The 19,454-nt window shown below is 63.5% G+C and carries 19 protein-coding genes and 1 pseudogene; 5 read left to right on the forward strand and 15 right to left on the reverse strand.

The annotated features are described in order from the left end of the window. Window positions 1–10: 10 nt before the first annotated feature. From tssG to tssA, 11 genes are all read right to left on the reverse strand, one after another. Window positions 11–1,048, reverse strand: a complete 1,038-nt coding sequence (gene tssG, locus A9179_RS00075) for a type VI secretion system baseplate subunit TssG (protein ID WP_187803833.1) — start codon at window positions 1,046–1,048, stop codon at window positions 11–13. Window positions 1,049–1,124: 76 nt separating this feature from the next. Then, window positions 1,125–2,915 (reverse strand): type VI secretion system baseplate subunit TssF, encoded by a 1,791-nt coding sequence (tssF, locus tag A9179_RS00080; protein ID WP_187803834.1) that lies wholly within the window; start codon window positions 2,913–2,915, stop codon window positions 1,125–1,127. Beyond that, window positions 2,915–3,280, reverse strand: coding sequence for a carboxypeptidase-like regulatory domain-containing protein (locus A9179_RS00085; protein WP_187803835.1), 366 nt, complete (start codon window positions 3,278–3,280; stop codon window positions 2,915–2,917). The genes tssF and A9179_RS00085 overlap by 1 nt, the downstream gene beginning before the upstream one ends. 148 nt (window positions 3,281–3,428) lie before the next feature. Next, the gene (locus tag A9179_RS00090) at window positions 3,429–3,830 is read right to left on the reverse strand and encodes a hypothetical protein (protein WP_187803836.1); all 402 of its coding nucleotides are present in this window, start codon (window positions 3,828–3,830) and stop codon (window positions 3,429–3,431) included. Further along, a complete protein-coding gene (locus A9179_RS00095; RefSeq protein ID WP_187803837.1) occupies window positions 3,830–4,213 on the reverse strand; it encodes a hypothetical protein in 384 nt (127 codons plus the stop codon). Before A9179_RS00095 ends, A9179_RS00090 begins: the two co-directional genes overlap by 1 nt. A 306-nt stretch (window positions 4,214–4,519) precedes the next feature. After that, complete coding sequence (locus A9179_RS00100) at window positions 4,520–5,326, reverse strand: hypothetical protein (protein ID WP_187803838.1); 807 nt, start codon at window positions 5,324–5,326, stop codon at window positions 4,520–4,522. Further along, window positions 5,323–5,841, reverse strand: a complete 519-nt coding sequence (locus tag A9179_RS00105; RefSeq protein ID WP_187803839.1) for a PAAR domain-containing protein — start codon at window positions 5,839–5,841, stop codon at window positions 5,323–5,325. The genes A9179_RS00100 and A9179_RS00105 overlap by 4 nt, the downstream gene beginning before the upstream one ends. Before the next feature lie 23 nt (window positions 5,842–5,864). Further along, entirely contained in the window at window positions 5,865–6,272 is a 408-nt protein-coding gene (tssE, locus tag A9179_RS00110) for a type VI secretion system baseplate subunit TssE (RefSeq protein WP_021702434.1), read from the reverse strand. 276 nt (window positions 6,273–6,548) lie between these two features. After that, on the reverse strand, window positions 6,549–8,024 hold the full coding sequence (gene tssC, locus A9179_RS00115; protein WP_187803840.1) for a type VI secretion system contractile sheath large subunit: 1,476 nt from the start codon (window positions 8,022–8,024) through the stop codon (window positions 6,549–6,551). A 22-nt stretch (window positions 8,025–8,046) separates the two neighbouring features. Beyond that, a complete protein-coding gene (gene tssB, locus A9179_RS00120) occupies window positions 8,047–8,544 on the reverse strand; it encodes a type VI secretion system contractile sheath small subunit (RefSeq protein ID WP_187803841.1) in 498 nt (165 codons plus the stop codon). 44 nt (window positions 8,545–8,588) lie between these two features. Then, window positions 8,589–10,151, reverse strand: coding sequence for a type VI secretion system protein TssA (tssA, locus tag A9179_RS00125; RefSeq protein ID WP_187803842.1), 1,563 nt, complete (start codon window positions 10,149–10,151; stop codon window positions 8,589–8,591). 446 nt (window positions 10,152–10,597) lie between these two features. Between tssA and A9179_RS22895 the strand changes: the two are divergent. Both A9179_RS22895 and zigA read left to right on the forward strand, forming a co-directional pair. Beyond that, window positions 10,598–10,931 (forward strand): annotated as a pseudogene (locus A9179_RS22895) (class I SAM-dependent methyltransferase); the annotation flags it as partial. A gap of 294 nt (window positions 10,932–11,225) precedes the next feature. After that, complete coding sequence (gene zigA, locus A9179_RS00130; protein WP_187808458.1) at window positions 11,226–12,431, forward strand: zinc metallochaperone GTPase ZigA; 1,206 nt, start codon at window positions 11,226–11,228, stop codon at window positions 12,429–12,431. A gap of 3 nt (window positions 12,432–12,434) precedes the next feature. Here zigA and A9179_RS00135 read toward each other — a convergent pair whose 3' ends face one another. Beyond that, complete coding sequence (locus A9179_RS00135; protein ID WP_187803843.1) at window positions 12,435–12,791, reverse strand: NADH:ubiquinone oxidoreductase; 357 nt, start codon at window positions 12,789–12,791, stop codon at window positions 12,435–12,437. A 70-nt stretch (window positions 12,792–12,861) separates the two neighbouring features. On the opposite strand from A9179_RS00135, the gene A9179_RS00140 reads away from it, so the two are divergent. Next, on the forward strand, window positions 12,862–13,821 hold the full coding sequence (locus A9179_RS00140) for a CobW family GTP-binding protein (RefSeq protein ID WP_187803844.1): 960 nt from the start codon (window positions 12,862–12,864) through the stop codon (window positions 13,819–13,821). Here the strand turns inward: A9179_RS00140 and A9179_RS00145 are convergent. The 3 genes from A9179_RS00145 to A9179_RS00155 all read right to left on the reverse strand — a co-directional run bounded on the left by A9179_RS00145 (window position 13,814) and on the right by A9179_RS00155 (window position 16,095). Next, on the reverse strand, window positions 13,814–14,146 hold the full coding sequence (locus A9179_RS00145; RefSeq protein WP_187803845.1) for a hypothetical protein: 333 nt from the start codon (window positions 14,144–14,146) through the stop codon (window positions 13,814–13,816). The genes A9179_RS00140 and A9179_RS00145 overlap by 8 nt on opposite strands. A 73-nt stretch (window positions 14,147–14,219) precedes the next feature. Then, window positions 14,220–15,059 (reverse strand): extracellular medium-chain-length polyhydroxyalkanoate depolymerase, encoded by an 840-nt coding sequence (locus A9179_RS00150; RefSeq protein WP_262410485.1) that lies wholly within the window; start codon window positions 15,057–15,059, stop codon window positions 14,220–14,222. A gap of 181 nt (window positions 15,060–15,240) precedes the next feature. Further along, window positions 15,241–16,095, reverse strand: coding sequence for an extracellular medium-chain-length polyhydroxyalkanoate depolymerase (locus A9179_RS00155; protein WP_187803846.1), 855 nt, complete (start codon window positions 16,093–16,095; stop codon window positions 15,241–15,243). 227 nt (window positions 16,096–16,322) lie between these two features. Between A9179_RS00155 and A9179_RS00160 the strand changes: the two genes are divergently transcribed. Together A9179_RS00160 and A9179_RS00165 are read left to right on the forward strand one after the other, a co-directional pair. Further along, complete coding sequence (locus A9179_RS00160; RefSeq protein WP_187803847.1) at window positions 16,323–18,083, forward strand: DUF1302 domain-containing protein; 1,761 nt, start codon at window positions 16,323–16,325, stop codon at window positions 18,081–18,083. 11 nt (window positions 18,084–18,094) lie between these two features. Continuing rightward, a complete protein-coding gene (locus A9179_RS00165) occupies window positions 18,095–19,447 on the forward strand; it encodes a DUF1329 domain-containing protein (RefSeq protein WP_187803848.1) in 1,353 nt (450 codons plus the stop codon). Window positions 19,448–19,454: the final 7 nt, after the last annotated feature.

A 19,454-nucleotide genomic window follows, 5' to 3' on the forward strand; every position in this document is an offset into this window, starting at 1 on the left:
CATCAGTCCTTTAATGAATGCGGCTGCCAATGGTGACCATGCCGTCGGCCCGTTCATGGCCGAGCCAGCTGGTCCAGCCGAGGTGGCAGGGGTTGTCGGCGCCGATGCGCAGCTCGCGGATTTCCTCGTGGCGCAGGGCCAGGCGAATGTCGTAGTCGAGCGGGTCACGCAGGGTGAAGCGCACTAGCGCGCAGAGCGGCTGGTAGCCCGTGCCGATCGGCAGGAATTCGTGGAAGCGTGCCCAGCTCAGCTGGCGGATATGGATGCGGAACTTGCCGCCGCGGTCGCGTACCTGCTCGCCCAGCACCAGGCTCTCGCCCAGCTGGCTGTTGGCCAGGCCGAGGCGGTTGCGCTGCTCGCCGATGATCTCCACCTGGCGCTCGACGCACTGCTCGATGCGCAGGTCGGCGTGCTTGAAGTAGTAACGCAGCACTGATTCGACCAACGCCGCCGAGTGGGCGCGCAGGCTGAGCAGGCCGAGGTAGGGCAGCAGGCGCTTCCAGTTGAGTTCCTCGGCGGCGCGGATCTGCTCACCGCCGAGGCCGATCAGGGCGAACAGCTGGTTGGAGAACACGTCGCTGGCGCCGCGCTGGAAGCGTGCGTGGTAGCGGTACTTCTGCCAGATCGGCAGGAGCAGGCGCTGCAGGCGATCGTTGAACAGGTCGAGGAATTCGCGCGTGGGGTTGCCCTCCGGGTTGTCGCCCAGCGCCTGCTCGCCATAGAAGGCCGGCAGCGGCGAGCCGGCGCCGAACAGGCTGACCAGGTTGATGCGCAGCTGCGCGCGCAGCTCGCCGTGCTCCTCGAAGAACTGCACACGATCGACATCGCTGCCGGGGAAGCCCAGGCTCGGGTTGGCCTGGAATTCCAGGCGCTCGTACAGCTGCTCCTCATCCAGCTCGGGATGGGCAGTGCGCAAGCGATCCAGCACCAGCAGTACACCCTGGAACAGGCTGTATTCGCGGATGCCGCGGCTGAGTCGGTTAAGACCCACTGCAAAGTCTGCTGCGCTGCTGCCAGGCGGCGTTGAGCTCGGGCTCAGAATGCTCATTTACACCTCGTAAACTGCGCTTCTTCGCCCGAGCTCGCCTTGCCTGGCTCTAGCTCGCGAGCCTTTGCAGCGACTCTTAGAGCAGGGGTTGCTGCCCCATGCGTGGCGTCCATCGGTACACCTCTCCTTGGGTACTCTGCACGCGCAGCTCGTGGTACGAGTTGAGGCTGGCGTAAAGGGCGAAAAATTCATTGAGCACCGAGGCGAACAGGAACAGATCCCCTTCGCCCAGGTAACCATCCGGGTTCATGCTCAATTCGGTACGCACGCCGCGCACCGGCAGGCCGCGGTGCAGGCGGTCGACATGCTGGTGGCGGATCGACTGCAGGCCGCCGAGCAGGCGGCGGCTGACCTTTTCCGCGTGCTGGTCGTAGTAGCGCGGCAGGTCGTAGGTCTCGAGGATCACCTTGAGCGCCTCGACGTCGGCCAGCGACAGGTAGTTCAGCGACATGTTGCTGATCAGCTTCCACAGGTAGTCGCGGTGCAGCGGTGGCGCGTAGCTCGGCGTCACCGCGCTGATATTGCGGAAGGTGAGGAATTCCGGGGTGTCTTCGCTGGGCAGGCAGATATCGCCCAGGCCCAGCTGGCGCGGCAGGTTCTGGTTGGTGCAGGTCAGCTCGATGGACAGGGTTTCCTGCTGATCCTGCTGGCGCATGCCGAAGCTGAGCCAGGTCTCCAGGCCGTCGCCGAGCATGGATGGCTGCTGGCGCACGCTGTAGTGCGGGCGCGCCTTGGGCACATCGAAGCTGGCGTCGTGCTCGAAGGATTCGAACGGCACGTACTCCTCGTAACCCATGCCGCCGGGCTTCCAGCCGGTCACCCGATCCACCGAGAACACTGCGCAATGGCGGGTCTCGAATTCGGCCGGCAGCAGCAGGTACTGATCCTGCTTGCCGTCCAGGCGGATCGGGATGGCGTCGTGGGCGAACAGGTTGACCACCGGCGTGCAGTACAGGCGCACGTTGTCCAGGGTCGGGCGGATGCGCTGCAGGCCGGTCTTCTGGATATCGAAACGCAGCTCCAGGCCGCGGGCGCGCTCCAGCAGCTCGGCCGGCTGGCGCTTGAGCAGCTCGAGGCCCTTGAGTTCGACGAACAGGAACTTGTCCTGGAAGGCGAAGTATTCCTGCAGGTGGCGGTAGCCGCGGAAGGTGTTCAGCGGGTAGGGCACCAGGGCTTCGTCCTCGGCGAAACCCACCGCCTCGACCTTGTCGGCGCCCAGGGCGAAGCCCGGCAGCGGCTGGTCGTAGTCATCCCTGAGCGGCTTGCCCTCGCCATCCAGCAACACCAGCTGGATACCGCCCAGGTGACGCAGCAGGCCGAGATAGAGCAGCTGGCTGATATAGCGTTCGCCGGCCAGGTGCAGGCGCAGCGTGCTCAGCTCGACTTCGCCGAGGTGGCCATCGGCGCTCATCCCCAGGCGCAGGCTGAGCAGGGCGCCGTCGCCCTTCACCGAGTAGTCCAGGCCGCTCAGCGCCAGCGGCAGCACCTCGCAGGCGAAGGCGGTGCGGAAACGGCAGGTCACGCCCTCGATGGCCTTGGCCTCCACCGGCGTATGCCGCGGCACGGCCAGGGCCGGGCCGGGGCGCTTGAGCGGGTCGAACTGCAACATGCTGAAGGCCGGCAGCGGGCGCATGTAGTTGGGCCACAGCAGGTGCATCAGCGAATGGGTCAGCTCCGGCAGCTCGTCGTCGAGCTTCTGCCGCAGGCGGCCGGTGAGAAAGGCGAAACCTTCCAGCAGGCGCTCGACATCCGGATCGCGGCCGGCCTGACCAAGGAACGGCGCCAGCGCCGGACTGCGCTCGGCAAAACGCTTGCCCAGTTGGCGCAGGGCGGTGAGTTCGCTCTGGTAGTGGTGGTTGAAGGACATTAGTTGGCCTGCTCCTTGGCCGATTCGATGCAGCTCCAGAAATCCTTTACGGTCTCTTCTTCGGAGATGGTGACGTGTTCCGGTTGCAGCATCAGTCGTGGTAGTTGCATCGGCCCGGATGAGCACCAAAAGGGGCTCATCCACGTGCAATGACGGGTGTGGTAACCGGGAGCGCTGACCGACAGCGTGGTTCCGCAAGGCGGCCCATCGGCCAGCAGGGCGAACAGGCGATAGTCGCGGTGTTCGGCAAAGGCGAAATGGCCCTCGGCATCGCTGACGGTGTCATAGGCCCAGGATTCGTCGCTGCCGATATCCAGTTCGATCCTGGCACCCGCTACTGCCTGACCAGTTGCGGTGGACAGCACACGACCCTCGATGGCTGGATTTCGGGTTACCGAGTGCGGGTAGGGCACGCAGGCGCCGAGAGTCGATAGCGCTGCTAGGAATAGAGCCGCGCTCATCTTTGGCTGGGTAGGAAAACCGAGCCGGCGGTGCTGATTAAATGCCACGGCGTCAGTTCTCGATAATGTGGTAAGGGGTATTGCTGATGAACAGGTTCAGCCAGCTGTCCTGCCATTCCGGCACGCCGATCTCGAAGGTCTGCTGCTGCTTGTCGAAGTCGAACCAAATAATGCCTACGGTTTTGTCATCTTCGTGCGAGCGCATGTCCGTGTAGTGCTTATCGTAAAGCGGCGTACGGAAGGTGGAGTCCGGTGCCTGGGTGTCGATGAAGCGGACGTAGGCAAGGTCGCTCCAAGGCGGCAACAGCACGTTCTGCAAAATGAATCTTCCCGAGGGGCTGGGATATGAGTACTGCGCTTCCTGAGTGGCGGCCGTGTGGATTACACCGAAGAGCACTAGTGCAGTTAGCAGCAGGGCCACCGCGATGGTGCGGATGGCGGAGGCAAGGCGCATTAGTTGCACTCCGGCAACAACCAGCCGGCATAGCCGTTGTTGCTGGGGTAGATGGCGTAGCCGTTGACCCAGAATGCTCCTTCCATCTCGGCGAACTCGCGTTGCCAGAGCAGCCACTCGGAGCTTGTCAGCAAGACGCCGTCTTTGTTGTAAACCCGAAAGAAAGAGTTGCTACTGAAAAGCTTTACGGTTTTTCCGAGCACGCCGAGAGATGAAAACTTGGGGACGTAGGCGTTGATGTAGCAGCGCCCAGACTCACTCCAAGAGACCATGTAGGGATCTGTGCTAGCGCTCAGATAGAGCTTCACGTACAGCCAGGAAGCGGATGCTGCAAGAACTGCCACAGAAACCGTCATCACCAGAGCTTTTTCAGCGTTGGCCATCAAATGCAGAATGCCTGTTCTGTTTATATGAGCTGTGGGTGTCATTGCTCGGCACCGGAAGTGCTTAGATAAGTAGTCACGAAACAGTGTATAGACATAACTTTTAAGCTGGCGCCGAGTTAAGGAAATACGTGCCTATCACATGCAGTGCAGGAACAATCAGCAGTCCAAGTAATCTCATTATTCGATAGGCTTTTGTATCGCGTACTTTGTTAGAAAAACCTAAAGCAATAACAAATATGCAATAAATAGCAAGTAATCCGAAGATATCGCTATCCGCCACAACGGCTAAATATCCAGAAATGCTCATTCTTTATTAAATTCCATGAAATTCCAGCGATAGAACTGGAATATTTTTAGGAAGTCTTCACGGCTCGATCCAGTGGAGAGGTTTCGGTAGTTCCAGCTTGAGCCGCTCAGATTGTAAATGCCATTTTCTATGGGCATTCCCGCATAACCATCATTTTGTGGGTCGGCCATGTTTGAGCCCAGCATTCGCTGTACTGTTGTAAACGGGCGGACGCTTATGCCGCTGGTGTTACCTTGCTTTATCTCGATCTGATTAGCGTTTACGCTCATTGCGACCTGTATATGGTGGGCTACGTTACCCGGACGATCAGTGGCTTGAGCCAATATGTCGCCAGGCATAAGCTCCGCTGGAGCCTGCAGTGCGATCACATTCTCTCCAACGCGCTGCATGTCCGGTGCGCCATATGTCAACATGACCATTTCAGCAAATCCGTACATGTGGCTCACATAGTGGTCATGCTCGACAGGCTGATAGATCTCCATATTCCTATACGCCCTGACACCAGTCTTAAGTTTTACTGGAAGTTGTCGAGGTGAGGCGAACTCGCACAGAAGCCGTATGGCGAAATCTTCACATGTAAATTTGTTGTTCTTGATGTTTCCACTTTTATCCCAGTACTGTTCCTGTACAAGGCGCTCAGCAATTGCAGGGGCTGTAGCGTGGTATTCCTTTATCGCGGCCTCAGTCCAAAAATTGGCTGTCTTCCAAAAGACTTTCAGCTTTATTTTCTTGACTGTTTTCTGCTTCGGGCCCGCTAAAGCAATGGAGCGGGTTGTCAGGGAGTTAAGGATCTCGGCACTCATACGAGATCCACCTGCACAGCAGCAAAGAAGTCTATGGATTCACCTGCGTTCCCCTGCACTTTTTGGCTCAGGCCGGTAGCATCGGTGTACCCGTCTATCCAATGGCCTTGAGGCGTGCGCAGTTTGTATGGGATGCCATGTAGCGGATTGCCGTCTTGATCTTCGATCAAGATGCATTGGCTATAGCTGGCATTAGCAATACTGAGTGGTCGAGGGCTAGTGAACGCCGCCTCACCCCCATTGGCCCCAATCAACACCGTCCCTGACCCCGCCACCACCACATTGCCGTGGCTGCCGACCGTACCGATGGTGGTCGCCGGTTTGCCGTTGATCAGCACGGTGGGGATCACGTTGCCGGACAGCGTGCCGCCGCAGGCCGAGGCATCGCCCATACGCGCGGCAGGTTTGCTGTCGAACAGCACGTTGGGCGAGCCGGCGGCGATGGGGTTGGTGCCGTGACCGGGAACCGGACAGGCGGTGGGGTCGCCCAGGCGGGCGGCGGGTTTACCGGACATCCATGCTCTCCTTTGAACAGGCCTTACCTGACCTTCACTTGCCCGCTGCCATCCAGCTGCGCGGCGAAACTGACCTGGCGCTTGATGCCGTCGACCTGCAGCAGCCCTTCGATGGCGAAGTTGAGGCTGAGGGGGTCGTGCTCGCGCGGCAGGGAAATGACCCGCACCTGTTTCAGGCGCGGCTCGTATTGTTCGATAAAGCGTTCGATCGCCATGCGCGCCTGCTGCAACGCATCGTGCAGCGACAGGCGCATGTCGTTGAGATCGGGCAACCCGTAGTCGGGCAGCGTCTGCACGCTGCCTGCCCGGGTGCTGAGCATCTTGGCCAGATGGGCAGCCACCGAGGCCATCACGCTCACCTCGTGATCGAGGCGGGCGCGGCCGACGGTGTCACCGCCGAGGCGCTCGAACAGGCTGCCGTATCCGGTCATCTCAGGTTCTGCCCACGAACAAAACACGGTGGCGGCGCTGGGCGTTTTCGCGCAGTGCAAGGAAGGCCGAACGCAGTGGGCTGCCTGCCCACAAGTTCGGCATGACACCGCAATGCGCGAAAACGCACGCGCCCCGGAGGGCTGCGCCCGAAAACGCGCCAGTCGGTGTTGCTCGTCCCTTATTTGGGATCGCCAAACTGCGGGACTCGCGCCTTGTCTGGCGCGTTTTCGGGCGGCAGCGCCGGTGTGTTTTGTTCATGGGCAGAACCTCACTCCTTACTCCTTGTCCAGCTTGCCGACCAGGGACAGGGTGAAATCGGCACCCATGTACTTGAAGTGCGGACGCACATTGAGGCTGACGCGGTACCAGCCCGGCTCGCCATCGACGTCGCTGACGATCACCTGCGCGGCGCGCAGCGGACGGCGGCTACGGACTTCCGAGCTGGGGTTCTCCTGGTCGGCGACGAACTGGCGGATCCACTTGTTCAGTTCCAGCTCCAGGTCAGTGCGCTCTTTCCAGGCACCGATCTGCTCGCGCTGCAGCACCTTCAGGTAGTGCGCCAGGCGGTTGACGATGAACAGGTAGGGCAGCTGGGTGCCGAGCTTGTAGTTCAGCTCGGCGGTCTTGCCTTCCTCGCTGATGCCGAAGAACTTCGGCTTCTGCGCCGAGTTGGCGGAGAAGAACGCGGCGTTATCACTGCCTTTGCGCATGGTCAGGGCGATAAAGCCTTCTTCGGCCAGCTCGTACTCGCGACGGTCGGAGACCAGTACTTCGGTGGGGATCTTGGTCTCGATCTCGCCCATGCTCTCGAAGTGGTGCAGCGGCAGGTCTTCCACCGCGCCACCGCTCTGCGGGCCGATGATGTTCGGGCACCAGCGGAACTTGGCGAAGCTGTCGGTCAGCTTGGAGGCGAAGGTGTAGGCGGTGTTGCCCCACAGGTAGTGCTCGTGGCTGGCGGACACGCTCTCCTTGTAGACGAAGGTTTTCACCGGGTTCTCTTCCGGATCGTAGGGGTTGCGCAGCAGGAAGCGCGGCAGTGTCAGGCCGACGTAGCGCGCGTCCTCGCGCTCGCGGAAGCTCTGCCACTTGGCGAACTGCGGGCCCTCGAAGTGATCCTTGAGGTCCTTCAGGTTGGGCAGGCCGGTGAAGCTCTCCAGGCCGAAGAATTTCGGGCCGGCGGCGGCGATGAACGGCGCGTGAGCCATGCAGGCGACGGAGGCCACGTGCTGCATGCACTTGATGTCCGGCGAGCTGGGGTCGAAGAAGTAGTTGGCGACGATGGCGCCGACCGGCTGGCCGCCGAACTGGCCGTACTCGGCGGTGTAGATGTGCTTGTACAGGCCGGACTGGGTGATTTCCGGGCTGTCCTCGAAGTCGTCCAGCAGATCCTGCTTGGAGGCGTTGAGGATCTCCAGCTTGGTGTTCTCGCGGAAGTTGGTGCGATCGACCAGCAGCTTGAGGCCGCGCCAGGAGGATTCCAGAGCCTGGAAGTCGGCGTGGTGGAGGATCTCGTCCATCTGCCGGCTGAGCTTGGCGTCGATCTCCGCGATCATGCGGTCGACCATGGCCTTCTTCACCGGCTCGTTCTGGTTGTGCGGCTTCAGCAGCTCTTCGATGAAGGCCGACACGCCACGCTTGGCGATGTCATAGGCCTCGTCGTCCGGGGTCAGGCGGGTTTCCGCGATGATGCGGTCGAGAATGCCGGCTTCGGCGACATTCCGGGTGCTTTCCACTACTGCACTGGTGCTCATGCTCGTCTTCCTTGTCGAGGGGTCAGGCGTCTTGCTGGGTCAGGCCCAGTTCGCTCAGTACGCGGTCACGGGAGTCGTCGTCGGAGAGGACGCTTTCGATCGCCTTGCGGAAGGCCGGGGCGTTGCCCAGCGGGCCTTTCAGGGCGACCAGGGCGTCGCGCAGCTCCATCAGCTTCTTCAGCTCGGGAACCTGCTCGACCACGGCGGCTGGGTTGAAGTCCTTCATCGAGTTGATGCGCAGCTGCACCGGCAGCTCGTCGGCGCTCTGCTCTTCCTGCAGGCGGTTGGCCACGCTGAAGCTCAGGCTCAGCTCCTGCTTGCCCAGCACCTCGTCGAAGTTGTTCTTGTCGATGCTGATCGGCTTGCGGTCTTCGATCTTGCGTTCATCGGCGCGCTGGGTGAAATCGCCCAGCACCATCAGCTTGAGCGGCAGTTCGATCTCTTCCTGGGCGCCGCCGGTGGCGGGCTTGAAGGTGACGTTGATGCGTTCCTTGGGGGCTACCGAGCCTTCTTTGGCCATGGTCGTTCTCCTTTACGTTTTCGGTATGTGGCGGCCTTGCGGCCTCAATCCAGCACCACTTCGAGATCGAGGTGGCACAGCCGGCGGTGAATCTCTTCCTTGCGTTCGCGGATCGCATGGTTCTGCGGCAGCAACTCGTAGCAGGCATGCAGCAGGCGCAGTACTTCCAGGCTGAGATCCGGTTCCCAGTCGCCGAGGCCACTGGCTTGCAGGTTGTGGTCGAGCGCTTCGAGCTGGGTCTTGGCCAGTTCGTGTTTCTTCGCCGCGCTGCACAGACGGGCCAGGCTCAGTTGCCAGAAGAAGCGCGCGCGACCGCCCTGGGCCAGGGCCAGGCCCTGTTTGAGCTGTTGCACGGCGGCTTTCAGGCCGTCCTTGCGCAGTTGCGGCAGGGCGGCCTGCAGGGCGACTTCCCAGGCTGGCAGCTCGCCGCCTGTACTGAGCTGAACCGCTGGCTCGGCGCTGGGTGCCTGCAGATGGGGCAGCACCTGGGTCCCGATCCAGGCGCGGGTTTCGGCGTCGGCGAAGGGCACGCCATCGTGGAAGCACAGCTCCTCCAGGCCCGCTACGCGCTGGAGGAACAGCGCCAGCTGGATCTCCACCTCGCGCATGGCCGCTTCGGCGTTGAGTGCCTGCAGGCACTCCCAGACCAGGCGCTGGCCATCGAGCCAGAACGGCGCGCGGGCGATGCTGCTCTCCAGTTCCAGCAGCAGGTCGGCGTACAAACCGTTGGCGAAGCGTTCGCGGTAGCTAGCCAGCTTGTCCGCTGGCAGGCCACGCAGGGCGGTGACCTGCTCGGCGTTGCTCTGTGGCAGGGCGTCGATCGGCAGCCACAGCAGGGTGCGGGCCAGACGCAGGGCGCGCAGGTCGCTGGCCTTGTGCTTCAGCCACCAGGCGCACAGCGGCCGGGCGCCGTCCTGCAGGGCACGCAGCGACTTGTGCGCGTCGCGCTCATTGTCCAGCGGGGCGCCGGGGTTGATCACCTGGGCGGCGGCCTGCTTGACCTGGGCCAGTGCCGCACCGACCACGCCGGGTTCGGCCTGGCCCTGGCTGACGCGATTGATCTGTTCGTCGAGGCGCCGGCACAGCGGCAACAGCAGCGGGGCGTCTGCGCCGAGATGGCCGGAGAGAGTGGTTTCCAGGCTGCGCAGCAGGTTGGCGAGGGCGCGGAACAAGGGCAGCTGGCTGGCCACCGGGATGTCTTCGCCGAGGGCCTTCTCCAGGCGCGGGGTGAGCCAGGCGAACGCGGCGGCGCGGGTGCGCTCCTTGTGCGGATGCAGGCTGTCCCAGTGCTGGCTGCAGAGCTGCTGGAGCAGGCCCAGGCCATTGCGCAGGCCGGCCAGGCTGTCGCGCTGGTACAGGCTCCAGGTCAGCCAGCAGGCGACCCGCAGATCCTTGGACTGGCCGCGTAGCAGGGCCTCGCTTTGCTCACGGACTTTCTGCCAGTCGATGGCGTCGGTCTGGTGCATGGCCGCCGCTTTTTCCAGCTCGTTTTCCAGCACTTCGTATTCGCTGGAATAACGCATATCCGCACCGGCGTAATCCCCTTCGCTAATCGGGATATGGGCCAGTTGCAGATAATAATCGGCAATGTCGAGAGTGTTGGTCATCCGTGACCTATATATACAGATATATAACCTACAGATAGTCACCCGATTCCCTGGGTGAATCCTGTTTCATCTTCGATTGCGCAACTTCTTGCGCACTGGCGATGTGCAATAAATTGCGCAAAGCCTCATGGGCTGCGAATCCTAGCCGTGAGAGTGGGGGTGGGCAAGCGAGTAAAGTGTGATCTGTCTGGCAAGTGTTGGATTATTCTGTAAGTTGCGTTGAGTAACTTCTAGTGGGTGCCTGAGTGTTTTCTCAAGTTGTCTTTTATTTTTAATTTCCAATAGAAATATGCTGCTTGGCTTGTAAGTAAAAACTTACTTGCAAGTTAGCGCTGCATCACGCTTGTTGGATTATTCATCGTGCCCGCTGTGATATCGGACAACTTATTCCAGGCGCATCTGTGCGTTGTTGGATTTGTCGCCGCTATCTGACTCAGGGTGGGCGCCGCAAGCTATCCAACGCGGTGCGCCCCGGCGGGCTGGTGACACACGGTATTACCGCCCAGCATGTAGATGGCCGCCTGGTGGGGAGTGGGGCCGGGTGAGTTCTTGCGCGCTATGTGTTCCTCCATGGCGAGTTGCCGCAGCTGGCCCGGTTGAGTGCCGATATCAGCGAGGCGGGGCTGGAGATCACCGACGTGGAAAGCTGGCGCCTGTACCTGGCGGGCTGCGCCCTGGGCTTTCAGCGCGGCCGGAGCCCTGCACCAGGTGTTGACCAGCCGACCGCATGCCGCTGGCAGCCACGAGCTGCCCTGGTCGCGGGCGGATCTCTCCCTTTAGCCTGGCGTACAGGAGTGCTCGCGGCTCGCTCGTTCCACGTGAAACCCTTGCTGGCGCTGCGTTTGCGGGCTGTCGTGGCCAGCCAGGAGCGTGCCGATTGAGGTTGCGCGGCAGATGGACAACAGGGGGGATGGCAGGTTGGAGCATGTTCTGTGGGGCTTGCATTCGTCAGTTTTAGTTATGTTATAACAAAAAAAGAAAGTGACCCAACCCGGTCGTCCATGCACTGCCGCCTACCTGTCACGAGCCCTGGATATCGAGAGAATTATGTCTGTACGCAATGAACAACCGACGCTGGATCAGCGCCTGCCGGTTACCGTCCTGTCCGGCTTTCTGGGAGCCGGCAAGAGCACCTTGCTCAACCATGTGCTGAAGAACCGCGAGCAGCTGCGGGTGGCGGTGATCGTCAACGATATGAGCGAGATCAATATCGATGGCAGCGAAGTTCAGCGCGATGTCAGCCTGAACCGCGCCGAAGAGAAACTCGTGGAGATGAGCAACGGCTGCATCTGCTGCACTCTGCGCGAAGATCTGCTGGAAGAGGTCAGCCGTCTGGCCCGCGAGGGGCGTTTCGATTATCTGCTGATCGAGTCCACCGGCATTGCCGAGCCGCTGCCGGTGGCCGAGACCTTCACCTTTCGCGACGAGCAGGGCCGCAGCCTGGCCGACCTGGCGCGCCTGGACACCCTGGTGACGGTGGTCGACGGGGTGAACTTCCTGCGCGATTACAGCGAGGCGCAGAGCCTGGCCAGCCGCGGCGAGAGCCTGGGTGAAGAGGACGAGCGCTCGATCACCGACCTGCTGATCGAGCAGGTGGAGTTCGCCGATGTGCTGCTGATCAGCAAGATCGACCTGATCAGTGCCGCAGCGCTGGCCGAGCTGCAGGCCATCCTGCGCCGGCTCAATCGCGAGGCGGAGATCCTGCCGATGAGCCAGGGCGCGGTACCGCTGGCGAAGATCCTCGCCACCGGGCGCTTCGACTTCGAGCGCGCAGCGCAGGCGCCGGGCTGGCTGCGCGAGATGCGCGGCGAGCACGTGGCCGAGAGCGAGGAGTACGGCATCGCCTCCATGGCCTACCAGGCACGCCGGCCATTCCATCCGCAGCGCTTCTACGCCTGGCTCGACGGCGAGTGGAGCAATGGCCGCCTGCTGCGCTCCAAGGGTTACTTCTGGCTGGCCAGCCAGCCGCAGGAAGCGGGCAGCTGGTCGCAGGCTGGCGGGCTGATGCGCGTTGGCCATGCCGGGCGCTGGTGGCGCCATGTACCACGGGAGCAATGGCCGCAGGACGAGGAGGGGCGGCAGGCGATCCTGCGCCACTGGTCAGAGGCCAGCGGCGACTGCCGTCAGGAGCTGGTGTTCATCGGCCAGCACATCGACTTCGTGCGCCTGCGCGCGGAGCTGGATGCCTGTCTGCTCAGTGCGGCGGAAATGGCCGAGGGCGAGCAGGCCTGGAGGCGCTGGCCGGATCCCTTTGGCGCCTGGGTCGAGCAGGTCGCCTGAGGCTCAGCGCGCCATCCACACGCCCTTGCTCTGCTGCTCGCAGGCGGGCTTGAGGTAGCGCGCGTCGCTGGCCACGCCGTAGTAGAAGATGTCCTGCTGGTAGGGCACGCCGCCAGGCACCTTGGCATTGCGGCATTCGCCGAAGGAGCCGGCGGGGCACTGCTCGACGAAGCTGACTTCGACCTTCTGCCCTTGCAGCTGCGGCTGGCAGAAGCCGGTGCGGAACAGGTTGGGGGGAATGCTGCGGTTCTGCTGGCAGATCTTCACATCCACCTGGTTGCCCTGGCTGTGCACCACGCAGGCTTCGGCCCAGGCCTGGCCGGTCAGCCCCAGCAACAGCATTGCCGCAATCGCACGCATTCCATCACCTCCGCATCAAAGCCGCGACTTTAGCCTGTTCCTCGTCGCGGCAAAACCGCACCATAGGCAGATGTTGAGCCATATCCCCACCCATGTGATCGGCGGCCCGCTGGGCGCCGGCAAGACCAGCCTGATCCGCCAGCTGCTGGCGCACAAGCCGGCGCACGAGCGTTGGGCCGTGCTGGTCAACGAATTCGGCCAGATCGGTCTGGATGCCGCCCTGCTGAGCAGCGATGCCGATGGCGTTGGCCTGGCCGAGGTACCCGGCGGCTGCCTGTGCTGTGTCAGCGGCGCGCCGTTCCAGGTCGGCCTGACCCGCTTGCTGCGTCAGGCGCGGCCGGATCGGCTGCTGATCGAGCCGTCCGGCCTGGGCCATCCGCTCGAACTGCTGCGCCAGCTGCGTGAGCCGCCCTGGCTCGGTGTGCTGGCCGTGCAGCCGCTGGTGCTGGTGCTCGATGCGGCGGCCCTGGCGGCGGGCGCCGAATTGCCGCCGGTGCAGCGCGCGGCGCTGGTGGAAGCCGGCCTGCTGGTGCTGAACAAGGCGCAGACGCTGGATGCGGCGGCTCGGGTCCGGCTGGCGGCGCAGCTGCCGGCGCTGCCGCTGCGCTGGGTCGAGCAGGGCGTGCTGGCGTTTGCCGAGCTGCCCGGGCATGCCGCTCAGGCGGCTGGTGCGGACGTCGAGCTGGCCCAGCCAGCCGCCGCGCCGGCTGCGCTCTGGCTGGATCCACAGCAACCGATCTGCCAGATCCAGCAGCAGGTCGAGGGCTGGAGCATTGGCTGGCGCTGGCATCCCAGCCAGCGCTTCGAGCTGCTGCAGGTGCAGCAGTGGTTGGGCGGGCTGCCCTGGCGGCGGGCCAAGCTGGTGCTGCAGACCAACGCCGGCTGGCTGTCGGCCAATGCGCTGGATGGCGCGGCGTTGCACTGGCGTAGCAGTGAGTGGCACAAGGATTCGCGGCTGGAGCTGATCTTTGCCGAGGCGCAGGATGAAGCTGCGCTGCGCCACGGTATGGCGGCCTGTCGTATCAGCTGAAAAGCGCTTCCACGCCCATTCCCAGCAGCAACACGGCCAGCACCAGCAGGCTGAAACGGCGCACGGCGGGGGAGCGCAGCCAGGCCAGCAACCGTTCTTCTTGGGCGGAACGGCGTTGCCAATGGTATTGCTGCTCGCTAGGTGCCAGCTGGAGTGCCTGCAGGGCATGGCTCAGGTCGGCATCTTGCGGCAGCAGGAGCAGGTAGCGCAGGCCATAGGTATCGGCGCCCTGATCGCAGGCGACGGCGGCAATGCCTTGGCTGTTGAGATGCAGGCGCAGGAAGTCGATATAGCTGTCGTAATTGGAAGCGCGCAGGGTGTGCATAGTGGCGTCCTTGTCCGTTGGCCCGGTCGCGAGGGCGACCGGGCTGCCTATCCTAGCGCAAGGAGGCGCTTTCTCACGGGTGGGCGTTGAACCAGGCGAGCACTTTGCCCGGCGAGGCGGCGAACCATTCGTGGCCGCCCAGCGGCTCGGTGTAGCGCTCGGTTTCGATGCCCTGGTAGAGCAGGCGGTCGTAGTACAGATCCATCGTCCACCAGGGCACCACGGCGTCGACGAAGCCGTGCAGGAACAGGGTCGGCGGGTGGTCGGCCGGCAGCTCGGGCACCACGCACAGCGGGCCGCTGCAGGTGGCATAGGAGCCGGACTGGATGGCCAGGGCGCGGAACTTGCCGGGGAAGGACACCGCCATGCGGCTGGTGTTGTAGCCGCCGCTGGAGATGCCGGTGGCGTACTGGCGCTGGGCGTTGAGCGGGCCGAAGTGGCCGCCGGCGATGGCCTCCAGCACGTTGCCGAGGAAGTCGTAGTCGGTGCTCAGCTCATAGGCCTGGGCCAGGCCGGGGATGTTGGTCTGCCAGAACAGGTCGGCCGGGGCGCTGGGGGCGATCACCGCGTAGCCGTGGTCGAGCAGGGTCTGCACCAGCTTGCCTTCGTAGTAGCCGCCGAAGGGCAGGTTGCTGGTGTAGGTGAAATCGTCGAGTGGGAAGAACGAGCCCTGATAGACCAGCACCACCGGCCAGCCGCCGGCCGGCGCGCTGCCTAGCGGGGTCTGGTAGATCACCTGGCGGGCGCCGACCAGGCCGGAGTCGATCCAGGTGGTCTGGTAGCTGCAGCTGACCTGGGCGGGCTTGAGCAGGGTCTTGGCCTTGTCGCTGCAACGCGAGTCGGCCAGGGCCGTTTGCTGGAACAGGATGGCGCATAGCGGTAGGCAGGCGAGCAGGAAACGGGTCAGGCGCATGGCGGGATTCTCCATTGTTATTGTGATGTCGCATTTAAAATAGAAACAGGAATTCCGATTCCGTCAAGGGGTGAAACATAGGCGAGCCGCGGCCTGTGCCGTTAGCGATAGCGTTCAGCTGGGTGCAGAGGGCGAGCTAGAGCCCGCGCCGGCCGCAGACTGGCCGGCGCGGAAAAACGGCTCAGGGATGGCGCTTGAACCAGTCGAGAATCTGTCCGGGCGAGGCGGCAAACCACTGGTGGCCACCTGCTGGCTCGCTGTACAGCGCGGTGTCGATGCCCTGGTAGAGCAGGCGGTCGTGATAGGGCTGCATACTGCTCCAAGGCACCACGCGGTCGGCCATGCCGTGGACGAACAGGGTCGGCGGATGGTCGGCCGGCAGACTGTCCGGCACGCTGCACTGGGCGCCGACGCAGGTGGCGTAGGAGGCGGACTGGATGGCCAGGGCGCGGAAGCGGCCGGGGAAGGATACGGCCATGCGGCTGGTGTTGTAGCCGCCGCTGGAGATGCCGGTGGCGTACTGGCGCTGGGCGTTGAGCGGGCCGAAGCGGCCCTGGGCGATGGCGGCGAACAGGTTGTTGAAGAACAGGTAGTCGTTGCTCTGGGTGTAGTTGTTGGCGAACTGCTCGGCGTTGGTTTCCCAGGCCTCGTTCGCCGTCAGGGCGTTGGGTGCGATTACCGCATAGCCATTGTTAAGCAGGGCCTGCACCAGCTTGCCCTGGTAGTAGCCACCGAAGGGCATGTCGCTGTCGTAGACGAAGTTGCGTACCCGCACCAGCGAGCCATGGTAGAGCAGCACCAGCGGCCAGCCGCCGGCAGGTGGGGTGCCGCTGGGCAACTGGTAGACCACCCGGCGCTGGCCGGCGGAGCCGGAGTCGATCTGCAGCGTCAGCGAGCTGCAGTTCAACGTGGCCGGCGCGCTGGCGGTCTGCGCCAGTTCGCTGCAGCGCGAGGCCGCCTGGCTGGGGGCGCTGGCCAGCACGGCAAAGAGCAGGGTGGGGAGGGTCAGGGCAAGGGGGAGGCGAACAGTCGGCATGGAGCTGCTCCTGCTTTCTGTGGAAGACAGCGGAGTAGACCCCGGTACGGGCGAAAAAGCGCGGGAAATTGGCGCCAGTATTCCGGCAATCGATAAGTGGGGCCGCTAACTGCGAGCGGCTGGTGGCGAGAAAATAACGGCCCAGGCTTGCCAGAAGTCGGAGCAGCGACTAGATTGCATCGGAACCGATGTTCCGATTCCGATAAAAACAACAGCAGGAGGTCATCGTGACCCATCAAGGAAGAGGCTTGGCGGCCGCCGGCCTGGCATTGCTCGGGGCGCTGCCGCTGGGCGCCGCGCACGGGTTTCAGGTGCGTTCGGGCGACTGGACGACTTCGCTGGACACCACCCTGTCCTACGGCGTCAGTTACCGCATGGAGGGGCAGGACAGCAAGCTGATCGCCCGCGCCAATGGCGGCAAGGGCAGCAATGCGGGGCTGATCAACTCCGACGACGGCAACCTCAACTTCAAGAAGGGTGAGCTGTTCTCCGAAGTGGCCAAGGTCGTTTCCGAGATGGATCTGCGCTACCAGGATCGCTACGGCGTGTTCGTGCGCGGCCGTGCCTTCTACGACTTCGAGCTGGAGGACGATTCCCGCCGCCACCGCGAGATCAGCGATGACGGCCTCGACGAAGCCGGCTCCAGCGCCGACCTGCTGGATGCCTTCGTGTATGGCAGCTGGACGGTCAACGAGCGCGACCTCAACGCCCGCCTGGGGCGCCAGGTGATCAACTGGGGTGAGTCGCTGTTCTATCAGAACGGCATCGGCGCCACCAACCCGGTGGACATCAATGCCCTGCGCGCGCCCGGCTCGGAAGTGAAGGAGGCCTACATGCCGACCTTCATGGTCTACGGCTCCTACGAGCTGCGCGACAACCTCACGGTGGAAGGCTACTGGCAACCGGGCAAGGCTTGGGAAGCGTCGAAGATCGACCCCTGCGGCACCTACTACTCGACCCTCGACCCGCTGGGCGAAGGCTGCGAATACCTATCGGTATCGCCGCTGCAGGAACAGGCCACCGGCCTGGCCGGTGCCGAGCAGGCCTTCGACAACCCGGCCGCCGCCCAGGCTTATCTCGACAGCCTGCCGCCCGGTCTGATCAGCACCCTGCTGGGCAGCTATATCCCTACTACCTTCATGCCGCGCGCCCAGGACATCGACGGCGACGACTCGCCACAGTACGGCCTGGCCCTGCGCTGGTACGTGCCGGAGCTGAACGACACCGAGCTGGGCTTCTACTACCTGCGCTACAGCATGCAGGTGCCAATGATCGGCATGACCGTCGGCCAGCCGCTGGTGCTGCCGGTGGTGGGCGCCTTGCCGGATGCCAGCAGCTCGCGCTACTACGCCGAGTACCTGGAGAAGCGCGACCTGTACGGCATCAGCTTCAACACCTCGATCGGCGGTGAAAGCATCTTCAACGGCCTGTCCCTGGCCGGCGAGCTGAGCTACCGCCCGGACACGCCGATCGCCCTCGGCCTCAACGAGTACCTGCCGATCGCCCTGCTCAACCCGGATGGCCTGCCGGTGGGTACGCACCTAGACGGCTACCGCGAGAAGGACATGTTCCAGGCCTCGCTGGCGGCCATCTACAACTTCAACGGCTTCCTCGGCTCGGACTCCGCCACCCTGTTCTCCGAGCTGGTGGCCAGCCGCGTGCAGGGCCTGGAGTCCGACGTCGACTACTACGAGGCCACCAGCAGCGCCTACGGGGCCCAGGCCAGCATGAGCCTGACCTACAGCAACGTGCTCAACCTGATCAACCTGGTGCCCAGCGTCAGCTACCAGTACAGCATCAACGGCGTGGCGCCCCAGCTCACCAACGGCCTCGACGAAGAAGCGCAGAGCTACTCCCTGGGCCTCGACGCGATCTACAAGGAGTCGCTGACGGTCGGCACCAAGTACGTCGGCTACAGCGGCGGCGGGGTGTCGAACAAGCGCACCGACCGCGACTACCTGACCTTCAACGTTAAATACAGCTTCTGAGAGGGAACGCCATGCATCGTCTGAGAATTACCCTGCTGGCCGCTGCCCTGCTGGCCGCCACACCGGCCCTGGCCCAGGTCGGCGCCGACCAGGCCGCACGCCTGGGCCGCGACCTCACCCCGCTGGGCGCGGAAAAAGCCGGCAATGCCGCCGGCACCATCCCGGCCTGGGATGGCGGCCTGCCGCGCGATGCCGCGGCCTTCGACCCGGCTCTCGGCTACAAGGATCCCTACGCCAACGAGCAGCCGCTGTTCAGCATCAGCCGCGCCAACCTGGCGCAGTACCGCGACCATCTCAGCCCCGGCCAGGCGGCCATGCTCGAGCGCTATGCCGACAGCTGGAAGCTCAACGTCTACCCCAGCCACCGCTCGGCGTCCTATCCGGACAAGGTGTACGCGGCGATCAAGGGCAACGCCACCACGGCCAAGCTGATCGAGGGCGGCAACGGCATCGCCGATTTCCACGTGGCCACGCCGTTCCCCATCCCGCAGTCGGCCCTGGAAGTGCTGTGGAACCACCTGGTGCGCTACCGCGGCGACAGCGTCAAGCGCTACTACGCCCAGGCCGTGCCGCACGCCAGCGGCGACTACTTCATGACCCAGATCGAGGATCTGTTCCTGTTCAACCAGGACGCCGGCGACTACAGCAAGGACAACGGCAACGTGCTGTTCTACTTCCGCCAGTCGGTGCTTGCCCCGGCGCGCCTGGCCGGCACCGAGCTGCTGGTGCACGAGACCGTCAACCAGGTCAAGGAACCGCGCCTGGCCTGGCTCTATGCCGCCGGCCAGCGCCGCGTGCGGCGCACCCCGAACGTCGCCTACGACTCGCCCGGCACCGCCTCCGAGGGCATGCGCACCACCGACAACTTCGACATGTTCTCCGGCGCACCGGACAAGTACGACTGGCAGCTGCTGGGCAAGGAAGAGCTGTACGTGCCCTACAACAGCTACCGTTTCGCGGCGAAGACCAGCAAGTACCGCGACATCGTCAAACCGGGCCACGTCAATCCCGATCTGCTGCGCTACGAGCTGCACCGCGTCTGGCACGTGCGCGCCACCCTGAAGGCCGGCCAGCGCCACCAGTACAAGCGCCGCGACCTGTACTTCGACGAAGACAGCTACCAGATCCTGGTGGTCGACCATTACGACAACCGCGACAACCTGTGGCGGCTCGGCGAGTCCTACACCATCAACCTGTATGACCAGCCGTTGGTGTGGACCCGGGGTGATGCGGTATATGACCTGATCGGCGGTCGTTATGTCATCGGCATATTGTCCAATGAAGAACCGGCGGATCAGTTCGATATTGCCCTGAAACCCACCGACTTCACCCCGGCACAATTACGCCGCGACAGTCGTCGATAATTAACGG

Origin of the sequence: Pseudomonas alcaligenes, from assembly GCF_014490745.1 — a bacterium.
GTDB lineage: Bacteria > Pseudomonadota > Gammaproteobacteria > Pseudomonadales > Pseudomonadaceae > Aquipseudomonas > Aquipseudomonas alcaligenes_C.